This window comes from Sorangium sp. So ce281, from assembly GCF_051527395.1.
GTDB lineage: Bacteria > Myxococcota_A > Polyangia > Polyangiales > Polyangiaceae > Sorangium > Sorangium cellulosum_B.
Genome location: NZ_CP150322.1, coordinates 4490237 through 4506085, shown reverse-complemented (window position 1 = coordinate 4506085; position 15849 = coordinate 4490237). Strand labels below are relative to the sequence as shown.

Below are 15849 nucleotides of genomic sequence, written 5' to 3'. Positions count from 1 at the left end.
CCCCTCGCCCGCAGCCCCGATTCCCCATGTTGATATCCTACAAGTGGCTTCAAGAGATCCTCGGCGCCGATCCCGGCGTCGACGCGGTGACCTCGGCGCTCGGCCGCGGCGGGCTCGAGGTCGACCGCGTGACGCACGTCGGCGCCGCGCTGCGCTCCGTGGTCCTCGCGAGCGTCGTCGCGACGCGGCCGCACCCGGCGGGCAAGAAGGGCCTGACGGTGGTCCGCGTGGACGCGGGCGGGCGGGAGGTCGAGGTCGCGTGCGGCGCGCCGGTCATCCCGGCGGCTCCGGCGCTCGTCTGTTATGCGCCCGTGGGGGCGCAGGTGCTCGACCGCACCGGCGCGCTCGTGACGCTGACCGAGAAGGCGGTCGCCGGCTTCGCGTCGCCCGGCATGCTCTGCGCCGAGGACGAGCTCGGGCTCGGGTCGAGCCACGAGGGGCTCCTGACCGTGGAGGGCGGGCGTCCGGGGCAATCGCTGCTCGACTGGGAGCCTCGCCTCGAGGACTGGATCATCGAGCTGAGCGTCACCCCGAACCGGCCCGACGCGCTGGGGCACCTGGGCGTGGCGCGGGACGTGGCCGCGGTGCTCGGCCTACCGTTCCGCCCGCCCGCCGTCGCCGCGGCGCGAGCGAACGGCGCGAGCGGCGCCGGAGCGCCCGCGGCCGTGCAGACACGCGCCGCCGTGGAGGTGCGCGACGGGGACCGCTGCCCCCGGTACGACGGGCAGGTGATCGAGGGCGTCGGCGTGGGCCCCTCGCCGCTCTGGGCGCGGGTGCGGCTCGGCCGCCTCGGCGTCCGGCCGATCACCAACATCGTCGACGCGACCAACCTGGTGATGCTCGAGCGGGGGCAGCCGCTCCACGCCTTCGATCTCGACACGCTGCGGCTCCCGATCGAGATCCGGAGGGCCAAGCCCGGCGAGGCGTTCGTCGCGCTCGACGGGCAGAAGCTGTCCCTGGACGAGGACGACCTGGTCATCGCCGACGCGGACCGCGTGGTGGCCCTGGCGGGCGTCATCGGCGGCGCGGACAGCGGCGTCACCGCGACGACGCGGCGGGTGTTCCTCGAGTCGGCGTACTTCGAGCCGCGCGGGATCCGCAGGTCGGCGCGCAGGTATGGCTTCCACACCGAGGCGTCGCACCGCTTCGAGCGGGAAGTGGACCTCTCGGGGGTCCCCCTGTCGCGCGACCGCGGGAGCGCGCTCATCTGCGAGCTCGCGGGCGGCGAGGCGGTGGGCGAGCCGATCGACGTGTACGTGGCGCCGCGCGCGCCGCGCCGCCTGACGCTGCGGCTCCCGCGGTACCAGCGGATCATCGGGGCCGAGGCGCCGGCGCAGGCGCGCGAGATCCTGGAGACGCTGGGGCTCTCGGTGCTGGAGCAGAAGGCCGATCGGCTCCTCGTCGAGGTGCCGGAGCACCGGCCCGACATCGCGGAGGAGATCGACCTCATCGAGGAGGTCGCGCGCATCGCCGGCTACGACCAGATCCCGAGCCGGCTCCCGCGCGTGGGGGCTGCGCCGGCGGGCGCCCGCGGCGATTACCGGCTGCGGCGCAGGGTGCGGCAGATCTGCACGGGGATCGGGCTGCACGAGGCGGTGACGTACTCGTTCCTGTCGCCCCAGGAGCTGAAGGCGGCGCGCTACGACGACGGGTCGCTCCTTCGGCTGCTCAACCCGCTCTCCGAGGAGAAGTCGGTGATGCGGCCGTCGCTGGTCCCTGGGCTGCTCACGGTGGTGCAGCGCTCGCAGCGGTACAACGTGCCGCGGGTGCGGCTGTTCGAGGTGAGCCAGGTGTTCCTGCCGTGGCAGGGCGAGGCGGGCGGCGCGGGCCAGCTGGCGCGGGTCGAGCGGCCGCCGGTGAACGAGCCGACGCGGCTCACGATCTTCCTCGCGGGGCCGCGCGACAGCTACCTGACGCGGCCCGAGGACGTCGATTTCTACGACGGCAAGGGCGCGGTCGAGGCGGTGATTGCGGAGCTCGCGGGCAGCGTGACGCCGGCGTTCGACCTCGCGGGCGAGGCGCCGCCGTGGGCGCACCCGAAGAAGGGCGCCCGCGTCCTGCTCGACGGCCGCGAGGTCGGGTACGTGGCGGAGCTGCACCCGGACGTGCGCGAGGCGCTGGAGATCACGAGCGGGGCCGTCGTGGCGGAGCTGGACCTCGCGGCGGTGGCGGCGGCGTACAAGGCGCCGGTGGCCGCGAAGCCGAGCCGGTTCCCGGCGATGCGGCACGACGTGGCGCTGCTCTTGCCGCTCGACGTGCCGGCGGGGGATGTGCTCGAGGTGCTGCGGACCACCGCGGGGGAGCGCTGCGAGAAGGTCGAGATGTTCGACCGGTACCGCGGCGAGGAGCTCCCCGCGGGGACGCACTCGCTGGGGTTCGCGCTGTGGTTCCGGTCGGCCGAGCGGACCTTGACGGACGAGGAAGTCGACAAGTGGACGAAGGCCGCGGTGGACGCGGCGAAGGCGCGGTTCGGGGCGCAGCAGCGCTGAGGGCCGGCGGCGGGCCTGAGAAGGGGTTTGCTGGAGGCACGTCCACCGCGAGACGAGTGCCACTCGTCTCCTGCGTGGGTAGTGCGGTCATTTGAACATGAAGGCGGGAAGGCGGGAAGAAAGCCTGAATGATCTTCCCGCCTTCCCGCCTTCATGTGGACCCTCTCGGGGCAAATGACCGCACCACCCGGGCTCGGGCGCCGCATGGCGCCGTGGCCCGCGGGGCGACGGCTACGCGCGCCCTGTTGCCGCGACCGCGACCCGCCGCTCGATCCCCAGAAACAGCAGCGGCAGCGCCACAGTGAACGCGATCGACAGCCCCGCGACGACCGGCATGCCATCGAGACGGTGGTCCGGCAGCTCGTGGAGCATCCTGGCCGCCGCGAACGCCGCGATCGCGGACGACATGTGCTGCACGGCCGACTGCATCGAGGTGAAGCGCGCCCGCTCGGCGGGGCGCGGCACCTTCGACGTCAGCGTGCTGTGCGAGACGTTGCGGAACGTCATGCCCAGCATGAAGACGATGAAGATGGCGAGCACCGGCAGCCCCGGCGTATACGAGACGAACCCAGCGTAGAGGACGCTCACGAGCACAACCGCCCCCACCGAGCCCGTCTGAAACGCGCCGAAGCGGTCCACCAGGGGTCCCACGGCCCGCATCGCGGCGAAGCTCACCAGGCCTCCCACGAAGTAGAGCAGCCCGAGCCGCTCGCGCGGATACCCGAGGTTGTACTGCACGTAAGCCGAGATGTTGGGGATCACCAGGAACGACGCCATCGTCAGGATCGCCGACGTCGCGTACGAGAGCAGCACGATGGGCCGGCCGAGGAGCGCGCCGAGCTCGCCGAGCGCGCCGCCCGACGGCGACGCGCCCGTCAGGTGATCTCGCATCGACGGCAGGAGGAAGATCGCGAGCCCGGCGACGAGCAGCCCGAGCGCCGCGACCGCGAAGAACGGCAGCGGAAAGCCGCCGCGGCGCGCGAGCTCCAGCCCGGCGGGGACGCCGAGCACCGAGGCGACCGAGAACGAGCCCATCACGACGCCCATCGCCTTGCCGCGCCGCTCGGGCGGGATGACGTCGGCGACGATCGAGAACGAGACGGACGTCGCGGGCCCACCGAACGCCCCGGCGAGCACGCGCGCCGCCATGAGGCTCGGGAGCCCCGTGGCGAAGCCCCCGGCCGCCGTGCCGGCGACGAGGCCGAGCATCGCCACGGCGAGCGCGCTGCGCCGGTCGAAGCGATCGAGGAAGAACGCGCCGGCGAGGCCGGAGACCGCGGCCGCCGCCGTGTAGCTGCCGCCGATCAAGCCGACGCTGGACATCGGGATGCCGAGCGCGACCGCGAAGTCGGGCCCGAGCGGCATCACCATCACGAAGTCGAGGATGTTGATGAACTGGACCGCAGCGACAAGGAAGATGATGCTCGATTCGGAGCGCCGTTTGGACACGAGGGTCAACTCTAGTCGACTCCAGGCGCGCCGGCCCCGCCTCCGCACGAAAATGCGCTGCGCTCAGGCCCAGACGCGCCCCCTCACAGCTCCCCTGCTCTACCCGGCCCGCGCGGCGGCTCGCACGTCGCGCGCATGGCTCCCGGCGCAACGCCACGTTGCGCGCTCGCGACCGTTGTCGCTCCATGAGGTCCACCTTACGATGAGGCGATGAGCCCCATGGATCGCCGCACCGCCCTCGGCGCCCTCGCCGCAACGCCCGTCGTCGCCGCGTGCGACCCCTCCGCGCCCCCGCCCGGTCGCGCCGACGAGGCAGCGCTCGCCGCGGCGGACGTCGTCCGCGACGTCGCGCCGCTCGGGTTCCCCTGGGAGACGCTCGATCCCTTCCTGTTCTGCGTCCACCACGACGACGCGTACCCGGCCGGCGACGAGCGGATGGGGCCGGCCGCCTCGCTCGCGGGCCGCGCCATCGGGCGCGACTTCGCGGGCAAGGACGGCTGGCGCATGTACCACGGCGACGTGGTCCCCGGCTTCCCGCAGCACCCGCACCGCGGCTTCGAGACGGTGACCGTCGTGCGGCGCGGGCTCGTCGATCACGCGGACTCGCTCGGCGCGGCCGCGCGCTACGGCCGCGGCGACGTCCAGTGGCTCACGGCGGGGGGCGGCATCGTCCACGCGGAGATGTTCCCGCTCGTCGAGAAGGACGGGCCCAACCCGCTCGAGCTCTTCCAGATCTGGCTCAACCTGCCGCGCGCCGACAAGCTCGCCGATCCGCGCTTCGTGATGATGTGGGGCGACACGATCCCCAGGCAGATCGCGCGCGACGCCGCGGGCAGGACGACCGAGATCACGATCGTCGCCGGCCGCCTCGGCGAGCTCCGCCCGCCGGCCCCGCCGCCGAGATCGTGGGCGGCGCGCGCGGCGTCCGACGTCGCGATCTGGACGCTCAAGATGGCCCCGGGCGCGCGGTTCACGCTGCCGGCCGCCTCCCCCGGCGCGAACCGCGCGCTCTACTTCTTCCGCGGCGCCGAGCTGCGCGTCGGCGCCCGACGCGTCCCCGCGGCCCACAGGATCACGCTCCGCGACGGCGCCGCCGCGCTGCTCGAGAACGGCCCCGACGAGGGCGAGATCCTGCTCCTCCAGGGCAAGCCCATCGGCGAGCCCGTCGCGCAGCAAGGCCCCTTCGTGATGACCTCGATGGCGGAGGTCCAGCAGGCCTTCCTCGACTACCGGCGGACCGGCTTCGGCGGATGGCCGTGGCCGAGCGACGGCCCCGTCCACGGGCGCGAGGAAGGCCGCTTCGCGCGCTACCCCGACGGCCGCATCGACAAGGCGGGCTGAGCCCCTCGCCTCCGCCTCCCGGCGCGCCGATCCCTCACCTCGCGTCGAGCTCGGGCTCCTCGCTCCAGCAGTCGTTCGCGCTCGCGCGGTGCCGCGCGCGGTACTCCGAGGGGCTGACGCCCTCGGAGCGCCGGAACTGCTCGGCGAAGCGCGACGCCGAGTCGTAGCCGCAGGCCGTCGCGACCTCCAGCACGCCGTGGCGCCCGGAGCGCAGGAGCGCCTTGGCGAGGTCGAGGCGCTCCTTCCACAGGAGGGCCCTGAACGAGACCCCCTTCGCGCCGAGCCGGCGGCGCAGCGTCGCGTCGCTCACCCCGAGCGCGCGCGCGACCTCCGGGGCCGCCCACGCGCGCGCCGGATCGCGCCGCACCAGCGCCCGCACCGCGAGCGTCGGATCGAGCGCCAGCGTCGAGGAGGCGGCGCGCGCCTCGTCGAGCTGCTCCCGGTGCTGCAGGAGCAGGGTCAGGATGAGATCCTCCAGCCGGTGCTCGATGAGCAGCGCGTGCGCGCCGGGCAAGAGGAGCGTGTTCACGAGGTGGATCAGCGCCTGGATCGACGGCATCGCGGAGCGCAGGAGGTGCGGCCGATCCGCCTCGAAGCCGCCGAGCCCCCGCTGGACGCAGAGCGTGGGATACCGGCGCTGGAGCCGCTCGTCGACCTCGCTCAGGAGCTCGATCGTGAACGAGCGGTAGGCGCCGCGCTCGGGATCGGGCTCATTCACGAGCTCGAGGGGGATGCCCTGCGGCACGAGCAGGATCTGCCCCTCCCGGGCGACGAGGCGCGTGTTGCCGTCCGGGCCGTCGAGGAAGATCCGCTTCGCGCCGTCGAGGATGAGCACGACGAGCGGCCGGGAGAGCCGCTGTATCGTTATCCGCTCGCGCGTGCGGGTGAAGACGCCGATCCACCGGGCCAGGCCGGCGCCGCTCGCCGAGGACGTGCGCTCCAGGCGGGAGATGGCCTCCCTGAGCGCGCCCCAGGCCTGGGCTTGATCGGTGGGCTCGAGCAGTCGGGTGAGCTGGGTCTTCATCGTCGCTCCCGATGGAAAGGGTGCGTCTCTCGCCGCGCAGACACAGCGCAGGGCCGGCTTGGGCGGCGCAGCGTAACCGCGCCGCCCGTGGACCCAAAGCGCTGTTTCGCCGGCTCACTTCACGTCGAGCAGGACGAGCTCGCCGTCGTTGAAGAGCGGGACGAGCAGGCGATTCCTCGCGCGGTCCCAGCCGAGATCGGCGGGGCTCGGGAGTTCCGCTGCGAGCGTGGAGATGCGCGGCGCCGCGTCCCCGGCGGGCTCGATCTCGAAGACGGCGCCCGCGTCCCAGCTCGACACGAGGAGCCGGCCGTCGTCGAGGCGCACGAGGCCGTCCAGCGTGCCAGCGGGCAGGGCGATCTCGCGCCGGAGCTGCGCCGAAGCGTCGAGCGCGTCGACCCGCGCTGCGCCGAGGTAAGCCACCCAGATCTCGCCTTCCGCGCACGCCACGCCGTTCGGGTGCGGCAGCGCGGGATCCGCGATCAGCCGGGAGACCTCCCCGCCCGGATCGACCGCGACGAGCGCGTCGGTGCCGATCGACGTGAACGCGCCGCCCTCGATGGCCACGCCGGAGTCCGAGACCACGATCGACCCGTCGGGCATGGCGGCGACGTCGTTGAGCAGGCCGGCGCCGGCCACCTCGATGTCGTCGATGGGCGTGCCGTCGCTCGCGTCGAAGACGCGGATCGTGTCGATATCGGCCACATAGAGCCTGCCGCCCGCGATGGCCATGCCCTTCGGGGCGTTCAGCGTCACGCCCTCCGACGCGCCGTCGATCCATGTCAGGTCGAGGATCTCGCCGTCCGGCGAGACGCGCGAGATGAACGCGCGGTCGTCCTTCTCGACGGGTGAGCCGACGATGTTCGAGACGAGGTAAACGTCGCGCTCCTCGTCGTGGAGCACCGACTCGGGTGTGCTGAAGCCGCCGACGCGGCGGAGCTCCCGCGCGGCCGGGGCCTCGCTCTCGGCGCACGCCGGGAGGACGGCGGCGAGGCAGGCGAGGACCGCGGCGAGGCGTTTCGGTTGCGTTTTCATGGTGCGCTCTCTCGTGTGAACGGGCCGGCGACGCGCCGGCTGGTGCGCCTACCCTGCGCCCGCTCGCCGCGCGGCGCGCGCCCGCGGCGCTCATTGGTACGCCCGAAACGCTCACGCGCCGCGGTTTGCGCCGCTGCCGGCCAAGACACAAGGCCTCGCGCAGGCGGCGGGGCCACCCCCGGCCAGGGCGCGTCTCGACCAGGGAAGAGCCGATCGTTCAAGGCGCCTCCGTCGTTCCACCCGACCGGGAATCGAGAACCGCGAGACAACGAATCTCACGTCCACGCCGCTTCATCGGCCACGCGCAACGCACAACCATCGTCCGCGTTGTACGAGGCAGATTCCCGCCCTCCGCAGATCCGGTCCTGACAAATGAGCACGGGCCCAGCTTGAACGGCGCGTAAATGGCGCGTAAATGGCGCGTAACCGGCGCGTAACGGCACGTAATGGCACGCAACGGCGCGCGTTCGCGCTCCGCATGGGCGAGGAACGTCTTGGTCGACATCCACGGGACCTGCCGGCCCACACCGGCGACACGCCGTGAGTCGACAACGGACATCGATCTCTTGACAAGTGTTGCGCCCCCGACAATCATGCGGTCACCGTAGCCCGGCCGACACGTGGTACCCTGTAATGCAGTGTCTTTCAGACCCAGATAACGAGACGTCGCTGCACGAGCAGGTCGCGGCGCTCCGCAGGCGCGTCGCGGAGCTCGAGCAGGCGCTGGCCGAGGCGCAGCGGCCAGGCTCAGCCGCGCGCGAGGCGCGGCCCGCCGCGCAGGAGCATGAGCTCCTGGCCAGCTTCTTCGCGGCGGAGGCCTCGGGGTACGCCACGATGCTCGACGCGATCCCGGCGATGGTGTTCTTCAAGGCTCGGGACCACCGGTACCTCGCCGTCAACAAGGCCTATTCGGAGCACTATCGCCTCTCGATCGACAGGATCGTCGGGAAGCGCGACGAGGAGATATTCGTCGACGAGGTCGCGCGCAGCTACCGCGAGAACGACGAGATCATCATGTCCGAGGGGATCCCGCGGATCAACGTGGAGCTCCGGTGGAAGCTCGAGGACGGGAGCGACGGCTGGACGCTGGAGAACAACGTCCCGTTCCGCGACGCGAGCGGGCGTGTGATCGGGATGGTCGGGGTCGTGGTCGACATGACCGCACGGAAGAGGACGGAAGAGGCGCTGCGGAGCACCGAGTCCGATCTCCTCGCCATCCAGTCGCGCCTCCTCGAGACGATAGCCGCGCTCTCGACGCCGGTCCTGCCCATCGACCGCGGGGTCATCGTCGTGCCGCTCATCGGCCATCTCGACACGATGCGGGGCACCCAGCTCATGGCGGCGCTCCTGCAAGGCGTGGAGCGCCACGACGCCGAGCTCGTGATCGTCGATCTCACCGGCGTCCCGATGATCGACAGCGCGGTCGCGCTCCACCTCCTGCGCGCGGTGCAGGCCGTGGGCCTGCTCGGCGCCGAGAGCGTCCTGGTGGGGATGTCGGCCAGCACCGCCGCGGCGCTCGCGAGCCTCGGTGAGATGCTGGAGGGGATCGTCCTCCGGAGAGATCTCCGGGCCGGCGTGCGTTACGCGATGGCGCGGCGGAAGGAATTGACCGGCGCGCAGCCGATGGCGCGACGGTAGACGTCAGGCGACGCCGAGCGGCGCCGACAGACATCTCCCCTCCCACTCGCACCCTGTTCCACGCAGCGGGCGACCTCACGCCCTCTCGAAGTGCTCACGCACCCAGGTCTCGCTTGACCCTCCGGCGAGGCGCCGGCTAAGTTCCGTTCAGGCTTTTAGCGCTGCATTCCCGGCTGATGTAGAGACGGTCGGTTCACCACTTCACCACACCTCAGCGAGCTCGTCGCGCCCGGTGTCCCCTGCGCGTCGAAGTCCAGACCAGCGATGACGCCGCGTATCCGCCCGTTGCCCCTCGACCAGATCCGCCCCGCCACCACCGCCCTCCTCGTCATCGACATGCAGCGGGACTTCGTCGAGGAGGGCGCGCCCTGCGAGGCGCGCGGGGCCCTCGATATCGTACAGCGCGTCGACGCGCTCGCCGCGTGGGCGAGAGGGCACGGCCTGCCGGTCGTCTTCACCCAGGAGATGCACAGGGCCGATCGGTGCGACTTCGGCATCGAGCTGGAGTTCGAGCCGCTGCACTGCCTCGAGGGGTCCCGCGGCGCCGAGATGGTCGATGGGGTGCGGATCGAGCCGCAGGATCATCGGATCTTCACCAAGCGGCGCTACGACTGTTTTCTGGGCACCGACCTCGACCTGCTGCTCCGGTGCAAGCGGGTGGAGAACCTCATCTGCTGCGGCGTGTGCACGAACATCTGCGTGCTCAGCACCGTGCTCACCGCGAGGAACCTGGATTACCGCGTGCTGCTCCCGGTCGACGCCGTGGCCGGGACCTCACCGGAGCTCCACGACGCCGCGATCCTCTGCATGAGCAACGCCTTCGCCTACGTCACCGAGAGCGCCGCGGTGATGCAGCTCTTCGGCTGACGGATGCCCGGCGACCGAGCGCCGCGAGCCCCGTCGCGCCAGTGCGAGCGACCACCGCCGCGCTGGCTCGCGCTCGGCCGCCCCGTTCCCGCCCCGGCCCGTCTCGCGCTCGGCGCGGCGAGCTTCCTCGCCACCCTCGCGGCGTACGCCTGGCTCGCGGGCCGCGACGGGGTGAACACCGCCCTCGCCCCCACGCTCGCGAGCATCGGGCGGGCGACGGCCGACGCGCTCGGCTCGGCGGAGCTCTGGCTCGACGTCCGCTACAGCTTCCTCCGGGTCACTGCCGGGTTCGCGGCCGCCGCGCTCCTCGCGGTCCCGCTCGGCGTGCTCGCCGGCGCGTTCCGATCGATCGCCGCGCTGATCGAGCCGCCGACCGAGTTCCTCCGCTACGTCCCCGTGCCGGCGCTGATCCCGCTCGTCATGATCGCGGCGGGCATCGGCGAGGGCGCGAAGGTCCTCCTCGTCTTCCTGGGGACCTTCTTCCAGCTGCTGCTCATGACCGCGGACGAGGTGCGGCGGGTCCCGGCGCCGCTGCTCCAGGTCAGCCAGAGCCTCGGAGCCACCCGGCGGGAGATCGTCTGGCGCGTGCTGGCCCCGGCCGCCCTCCCCGGCATCTGGAGCGCGCTGCGCATGTGCAACGGCTGGGCGTGGAGCTACGTCGTCGTCGCGGAGCTCGTGGCCGCGACCGAGGGCCTCGGCTTCCGCGTCCTCAGGTTCTATCGCTTCATCCAGACGCCCAGCATCTACGCGTACCTGGCGGTGCTGGGCGCGATCGGCCTGGGGCTCGACTGGGCGTTCGGCGCGGCACACCGCCGGCTCTTCCGCTGGGCCAGGGGGCGCGACGCGTGACGCTCTCCGTGCGCGGCGTCAGCAAGGCGTACGCCGGCCGCCGCGGCGAGACCAGCGCCCTCTGCCCGCTCGACCTCGACGTCGGTGAGGGCGAGTTCGTGAGCCTCGTGGGCCCCTCCGGGTGCGGGAAATCGACGCTGCTGCACGTCGTCGCGGGGCTCGAGCCGGCGACCACCGGGACCGTCACGCTCGGCGGCGAACGCGTCCTCGGCCCCGGCGCCGAGCTCGGCGTCGTGTTCCAGCAACAGACGCTCTTCCCGTGGCTCAGCGTGCGGGAGAACGTCCGCTTCCCGCTGACGCTGGCCCGCCACCGCGGCCGGGCGCGGCAGGCCGGCGCCGAGCGAGAGGCGGACCGCGTCGAGCGCCTGCTGCGCCTCGTCGATCTGTGGGACTTCCGCGACAGCGCGCCCGCGGAGCTGAGCGGCGGCATGCAGCAGCGCGCCGCGCTGGCGCGGGCGCTCGCCGCGCAACCGGAGGTGCTGCTGATGGATGAGCCGTTCGGCGCCCTCGACGCCCAGACACGTGAGGAGATGCAGGGGCTCCTGCTCCATGTGATCCAACATCACCGGATCACGACGCTCTTCGTCACCCACGACGTGGATGAGGCCCTGATCCTGTCCGATCGCGTGGTGGTCTTCTCCGAGCGCCCCGGCCGCGTCGTGGCCACCTTCGACGTGCCGGTACCCCGGGCGGATCGCTCGCCCGACCTCAAGCTCGACGAGGCGTTGCTGCGCCTCAAACGGGATATTCTGTCGCTCCTGCGGGGGAAGGCCCGCCCCGAGGAGCAGCGCCGCCGCTTGCTTCTCGGGCTCACGAAGACGCCGAGGGGAGAGGATCCATGAACCGAAGAACCGTCGTGCTAGAGCTCGGGGCAGCGCTCGCCTGCCTCCTCCTGTCGCCAGGCTGCTCGAAGAAGGACGAGCCAGCGCGCGAGACGCCCGCCGCCGCCGCGCCGGGCGAGAAGCCCGGGGCCGCGGCGAACGCGCCGGTGAAGCTGACCGTGGGACACGACCTGTGGATCGGCTATGCGGGCGTGTTCATCGCGAACGAGCTCGGGCTGTTCAAGCAGGCTGGCCTCGACGTCGAGCTCAAGCCGTTCTCGAACCCCGGGGACACGCTGCCGGCGCTGGCCGCGGGGAAGCTCGATATCGGCCTGACGACCCTGCAGAACCTGGCCGTGCTGAGCGGCAACGGCGACACGGACGTCGTGGCCATCGCGCTCATCGACAGCTCGAACGGCGCGGACGCGGTGGTGGCGAAGGAGGGGGTCGCGTCCATGGCCGATCTCAAGGGCAAGACGGTCGCGCTCACCCTCGGCGAGGTCAATCACATGCTGTTCCTCGCCGGCCTGAAGAAGTCCGGGCTCTCCGCGGACGACGTGAAGGTCACGAGCATGAGCGCGGACGACGCCGGGGCCGCGTTCGTGGCGGGGAAGGTCGACGCCGCGGTCACCTGGGAGCCGTGGATCACCAAGGCGACCAAGGGCGGCGGTCGCGTGATCTTCTCGAGCGCCAGCGTCCCCGACACCATCATGGACGCGGTGGCCGTGCGCCGATCGCGGCTCGCCGAGTCCGGCGACGCCTGCTCGAGGTTCATCGGCGCCATCGATCAGGGGGTGCGCGTCCTGCGCGGCGAGCCCGACAAGGCGATTCCCATCGTCGGCAAGTACTTGAGCGCTCCGCCCGAGGACGTGAAGGGCATGCTGGCCGGCGACAAGATCTACGACCTGGCCGACAACAAGCAGCTCTTCGGCACGGCGGAGAAGGCCGGCCCCGTGTACGCCTCGATGAAGGCGGTGGTCGACTTCGCGGTCGAGTCCAAGCTCGTCAAGAAGGCGCCGGCGCCGGAGTCGCTGCTCGACCCGAGGCTCGTCCGATGAGCCGCGACGAGGCGCTCATGGGGCGCGCGCTGGAGCTCGCGCGCGGCGCGCAGCGCGCGGGCGAGCCGCCGTTCGGCGCCCTTCTGGCCGCCCCCGACGGCACCGTCGTGGCCGAGGCGATCGACGAGGTGAACGCCCGGCGCGACTTCACGTGGCACGCCGAGGTCGGCGCCGTCCGCCGCGCGTGCGCGGCCGCCGGGCCGGACCTCACGGGCTACACGCTGTACACGACCGTGGAGCCCTGCCCGATGTGCTTCACCGCGGCCTGGCTCGCCCGGGTGAGCCGCGTCGTCTTCGGCTGCACGATGCGGGAGGTCACGGAGGCGACCGGCGGCGCGCAGCGCGAGCTGGCCGTCCCGGCGAAGTGGATGAACGAGAGCTCCGGCGCGCCCGTCGATCTCGTCGGCGGCGTGCTCACCGATCGGTGCCTCGCGCTCTTCAGCCCGTCGTGACACGCTCGCCGGCGTAGCGCCGGATGCGCTCCGGGCGCTCGCAGCCCGCGGTCCGTGTTGCTCCGGCAGCAGCCGCGCTGAATCGGTGCTCGATTCCGAGCAACGCGCGGGCAGAGCGCGCCGGAGATACGCCGAGATCCGCGGTCGAGGAGCGACATCCGGGCAGCGGCGCCAGGGCACGCAGGTTGCAGAGTGCCGCGCGCCAGCACGGCCATCGATCTCACACCGGCGACATCGCCGCGCCCAACCCCTTTCCGGAGTCTTTCATGACTGACCGTATCGCTCGTCTCAAGGCCTCGCCCTCCGTGGCTGTCAAGGAGAAGCTCGATTACCCCGTCATCGACACGGACATCCACACCAACGATTACTCGCCGGCGCTGGAGGATTTCGTCGCCACGTACGGCGGCGCCAAGCTCGTCGACGACCTGCGCAAGGCGCTGAGCTCCCGCCGCCGCAACGCCGAGAACAGCAGCGGCAAGGACTGGTACAGCCAGACGCCCGAGGAGCGGCAGCGCTTCCGCACCGTCAGGTCGCCGTGGTGGGCGCGGGTGACGCGCAACACGCTGGACGTGGCCACCTACCACCTGCCGGAGCTGCTCGCCGAGCGCCTCGAGGAGCAAGGGTCCGACTACTCGGTCCTGTTCCCGAACAACACCCTCGCGCCGCTCGCCGTGAAGGACCCGGGCGCGCGGCAGGCGCTCCAGCGCGCGATCAACCATTATCACGCGGAGCTGTTTCGCAAGTACAGCGACCGCCTCACCCCGGTCGCCGGCATCCCCCTGAACACGCCCGAGGAGGGGATCGAAGAGCTCGAGTTCGCCGTCAAGAAGCTGGGGCTCAAGGCGATCAACATCGCCGGCGGCGTGCGCCGCCCCATCAAGGCGATCGCGGAGAAGTACCCGCCGGAGCACCACCCGGAGATCGCGAGGTACGCGACGTACATCGACTTCTACGGCATCGACAGCGAGTACAACTACGATCCTTTCTGGGCGAAGGTGGTCGAGCTCGGCGTGCCTGTCCTCACCCACTATGGGAGCCAGGGCTGGACGGGGCGCTCGTCGATCAGCAATTACATGAACAACCACGTCGGCCACTTCGCCGACGGCTCGGAGGCGTTCGCCAAGGCGCTGTTCTTCGGCGGCGTCACCCGCCGCTTCCCCGGGCTGCGCATCGGCATGCTCGAGGGCGGGGCGGACTGGGGCGCGCGGGTCTACATCCACCTGGTCGACCGGTTCCAGAAGCGCGGCCCCGAGGGCCTCAAGCACTACGACCCCGCGGCGACCGATCGCGCGCTCTTCACCGAGCTCTTCCGGCGGTACGGCGCGGATCTCGCAAAGCTCGCAAACGGGCGCTCCATCGAGGGTGAGCAGCTGATCGCCGACACGCTGGGCGCCGGGTACACGAGCGACGCCCGCCAGCCTGCGCCGGAGTACCGCAACGACTTCGAGGCCGCGGGCATCGAGAAGATCGAGGACATCCGCGATCGCTGGGTGAACAACTTCTTCTTCGGATCCGAGTCGGACGACCGCACCATCGCGGTCGCGTTCAACCACAAGGCGAACCCGCTCGGCGTGAAGATCAACGCCATCTACTCCTCCGACGTCGGCCACTGGGACGTCCCCGACCTGACCGAGGCGCTCGCGGAGAGCTATCGCCTCGTGGAGGAGGGGGTCCTCAGCGCCGAGGACTTCAAGGCGTACGTGTTCGAGAACCCGTACAAGCTCTACACCGAGGCCAACGCGAGCTTCTTCAAGGGCACGCGGGTCGAGGAGAAGCTGAAGCGAAAGGCGGGCGCCGGCGACGAGCGGCGCGGCCCGCAGCCGGGCGCGAAGAGCGAGGGTCTACCCGGCAAGCCGGTCGAAATACGCGCGTAGCGCCGCCCCGTCGAGCCCCGCCCCGAGCGCGAACATCAGCGCGAGCCTCGCCTTGGGCCCCGAGAGCGCGCCGGCGGCGATCACCCCGAGATCCCGGAGCCGCCGCCCGCCGCCGGGCGCGCCGTACGTCGGCGTGACCCGCCCGCCGGGGCAGCGCGAGCTCAGCACCACCGGCGTGCCCGCCTGCACCAGCGCGCCGATCGCCCCCTCCCAGCTCCCGCAGACGTTCCCCGCGCCCGAGCCCTCGATCACCACCCCGCGCGCCCCGGCCTCCAGGATCGCGCGCAGCAGGAGATCGTCCATCCCGGACGCCATCTTGACGAGGTAGACCCGCGGCTCGGGCGGCGCGAGCGGCAGCGTCGGCGTCCTCGCGGGGCGCGCGTGGACGCGGACGCCCTCGCCGTCGACCCAGCCGAGCGGCCCCACGCCCGGCGAGGCGAACGTGCCGAGGGCGGTCGTGTGGGTCTTCATCACGCACCGGGCGGCGTGGAGCTCATCGTTCAGCGCGACGAGCACGCCGAGCCCCCGCGCCGAGGGCTCCACCGCGATCCGCGCGGCCGAGACGAGGTTGCGCGGGCCGTCGGTCCCCGCGGTGCTCGCGTCCCGCATCGCGCCGGTGAGCACCACCGGGGTGTCCCCGTCGAGCAGCAGATCCAGCGCGAACGCCGTCTCCTCGAGGGTGTCCGTGCCGTGGGTGACGACGACGCCGGTCACGTCGGGATCGGCCTGGAGATCGCGCACGGCGCGCGCGAGCGCCGCGATCCTGTCCGGGCCGAGGTTCCAGCTGCTCTCGAGGCAGAACTCGGTGATCGCGATCTCGGCGACGCGGCCGAGCGCGGGCACGTCGGCGACGAGCTCCTCCGCGCGGACGGCGGGCACGGCGGCGCCCGTCTTCGGGTCGACGCGGCTCGCGATGGTGCCGCCGGTGGTGACGAGGTGAACGCGAGGCATGGAT

General features: G+C 72.1%; 13 protein-coding genes. 9 read left to right on the top strand and 4 right to left on the bottom strand.

Annotated elements, in window-relative coordinates; translation table 11 throughout:
• Positions 1 to 26: 26 nt before the first annotated feature.
• Positions 27 to 2489, top strand: a complete 2463-nt coding sequence (pheT, locus tag WMF27_RS17000) for a phenylalanine--tRNA ligase subunit beta (RefSeq protein ID WP_437767831.1) — start codon at positions 27 to 29, stop codon at positions 2487 to 2489.
• Positions 2490 to 2720: 231 nt separating this feature from the next.
• Here the strand turns inward: pheT and WMF27_RS16995 are convergent, their stop codons facing one another.
• A complete protein-coding gene (locus WMF27_RS16995) occupies positions 2721 to 3938 on the bottom strand; it encodes an MFS transporter (RefSeq protein ID WP_437767832.1) in 1218 nt (405 codons plus the stop codon).
• A 210-nt stretch (positions 3939 to 4148) separates the two neighbouring features.
• Between WMF27_RS16995 and WMF27_RS16990 the strand changes: the two genes are divergently transcribed.
• Positions 4149 to 5279, top strand: coding sequence for a pirin family protein (locus WMF27_RS16990; protein WP_437767833.1), 1131 nt, complete (start codon positions 4149 to 4151; stop codon positions 5277 to 5279).
• Between the two features lie 34 nt (positions 5280 to 5313).
• Here WMF27_RS16990 and WMF27_RS16985 read toward each other — a convergent pair whose 3' ends face one another.
• Both WMF27_RS16985 and WMF27_RS16980 read right to left on the bottom strand, forming a co-directional pair.
• A complete protein-coding gene (locus WMF27_RS16985; RefSeq protein WP_437767834.1) occupies positions 5314 to 6303 on the bottom strand; it encodes a helix-turn-helix transcriptional regulator in 990 nt (329 codons plus the stop codon).
• 114 nt (positions 6304 to 6417) lie between these two features.
• On the bottom strand, positions 6418 to 7335 hold the full coding sequence (locus tag WMF27_RS16980; RefSeq protein ID WP_437767835.1) for an SMP-30/gluconolactonase/LRE family protein: 918 nt from the start codon (positions 7333 to 7335) through the stop codon (positions 6418 to 6420).
• 633 nt (positions 7336 to 7968) lie between these two features.
• Here WMF27_RS16980 and WMF27_RS16975 point away from each other — a divergent pair.
• From WMF27_RS16975 to WMF27_RS16945, 7 genes are all read left to right on the top strand, one after another.
• On the top strand, positions 7969 to 8973 hold the full coding sequence (locus tag WMF27_RS16975; protein WP_437767836.1) for a PAS domain-containing protein: 1005 nt from the start codon (positions 7969 to 7971) through the stop codon (positions 8971 to 8973).
• 264 nt (positions 8974 to 9237) lie between these two features.
• Entirely contained in the window at positions 9238 to 9840 is a 603-nt protein-coding gene (locus WMF27_RS16970) for a cysteine hydrolase family protein (protein WP_437767837.1), read from the top strand.
• A gap of 3 nt (positions 9841 to 9843) precedes the next feature.
• Complete coding sequence (locus WMF27_RS16965) at positions 9844 to 10689, top strand: ABC transporter permease (protein ID WP_437767838.1); 846 nt, start codon at positions 9844 to 9846, stop codon at positions 10687 to 10689.
• A complete protein-coding gene (locus WMF27_RS16960) occupies positions 10686 to 11531 on the top strand; it encodes an ABC transporter ATP-binding protein (protein ID WP_437767839.1) in 846 nt (281 codons plus the stop codon). Before WMF27_RS16965 ends, WMF27_RS16960 begins: the two co-directional genes overlap by 4 nt.
• A complete protein-coding gene (locus WMF27_RS16955) occupies positions 11528 to 12568 on the top strand; it encodes an aliphatic sulfonate ABC transporter substrate-binding protein (protein WP_437767840.1) in 1041 nt (346 codons plus the stop codon). The genes WMF27_RS16960 and WMF27_RS16955 overlap by 4 nt, the downstream gene beginning before the upstream one ends.
• Positions 12565 to 13020 (top strand): nucleoside deaminase, encoded by a 456-nt coding sequence (locus WMF27_RS16950; protein ID WP_437944292.1) that lies wholly within the window; start codon positions 12565 to 12567, stop codon positions 13018 to 13020. Before WMF27_RS16955 ends, WMF27_RS16950 begins: the two co-directional genes overlap by 4 nt.
• A 266-nt stretch (positions 13021 to 13286) precedes the next feature.
• Positions 13287 to 14894, top strand: coding sequence for an amidohydrolase family protein (locus WMF27_RS16945; RefSeq protein ID WP_437944291.1), 1608 nt, complete (start codon positions 13287 to 13289; stop codon positions 14892 to 14894).
• Here the strand turns inward: WMF27_RS16945 and WMF27_RS16940 are convergent.
• A complete protein-coding gene (locus WMF27_RS16940) occupies positions 14862 to 15845 on the bottom strand; it encodes an asparaginase (RefSeq protein WP_437944290.1) in 984 nt (327 codons plus the stop codon). The two genes, WMF27_RS16945 and WMF27_RS16940, sit on opposite strands and share 33 nt — an antisense overlap.
• Positions 15846 to 15849 lie beyond the last annotated feature (4 nt).

Coding starts and splice junctions, on each gene's coding strand:
- pheT (WP_437767831.1), top strand. CDS start 27: ATGTTGATATCCTACAAGTGGCTTCAAGAGATCCTCGGCGCCGATCCC.
- WMF27_RS16990 (WP_437767833.1), top strand. CDS start 4,149: ATGAGCCCCATGGATCGCCGCACCGCCCTCGGCGCCCTCGCCGCAACG.
- WMF27_RS16985 (WP_437767834.1), bottom strand. CDS start 6,303: ATGAAGACCCAGCTCACCCGACTGCTCGAGCCCACCGATCAAGCCCAG.
- WMF27_RS16980 (WP_437767835.1), bottom strand. CDS start 7,335: ATGAAAACGCAACCGAAACGCCTCGCCGCGGTCCTCGCCTGCCTCGCC.
- WMF27_RS16975 (WP_437767836.1), top strand. CDS start 7,969: ATGCAGTGTCTTTCAGACCCAGATAACGAGACGTCGCTGCACGAGCAG.
- WMF27_RS16970 (WP_437767837.1), top strand. CDS start 9,238: ATGACGCCGCGTATCCGCCCGTTGCCCCTCGACCAGATCCGCCCCGCC.
- WMF27_RS16965 (WP_437767838.1), top strand. CDS start 9,844: ATGCCCGGCGACCGAGCGCCGCGAGCCCCGTCGCGCCAGTGCGAGCGA.
- WMF27_RS16955 (WP_437767840.1), top strand. CDS start 11,528: ATGAACCGAAGAACCGTCGTGCTAGAGCTCGGGGCAGCGCTCGCCTGC.
- WMF27_RS16950 (WP_437944292.1), top strand. CDS start 12,565: ATGAGCCGCGACGAGGCGCTCATGGGGCGCGCGCTGGAGCTCGCGCGC.
- WMF27_RS16945 (WP_437944291.1), top strand. CDS start 13,287: ATGACTGACCGTATCGCTCGTCTCAAGGCCTCGCCCTCCGTGGCTGTC.
- WMF27_RS16940 (WP_437944290.1), bottom strand. CDS start 15,845: ATGCCTCGCGTTCACCTCGTCACCACCGGCGGCACCATCGCGAGCCGC.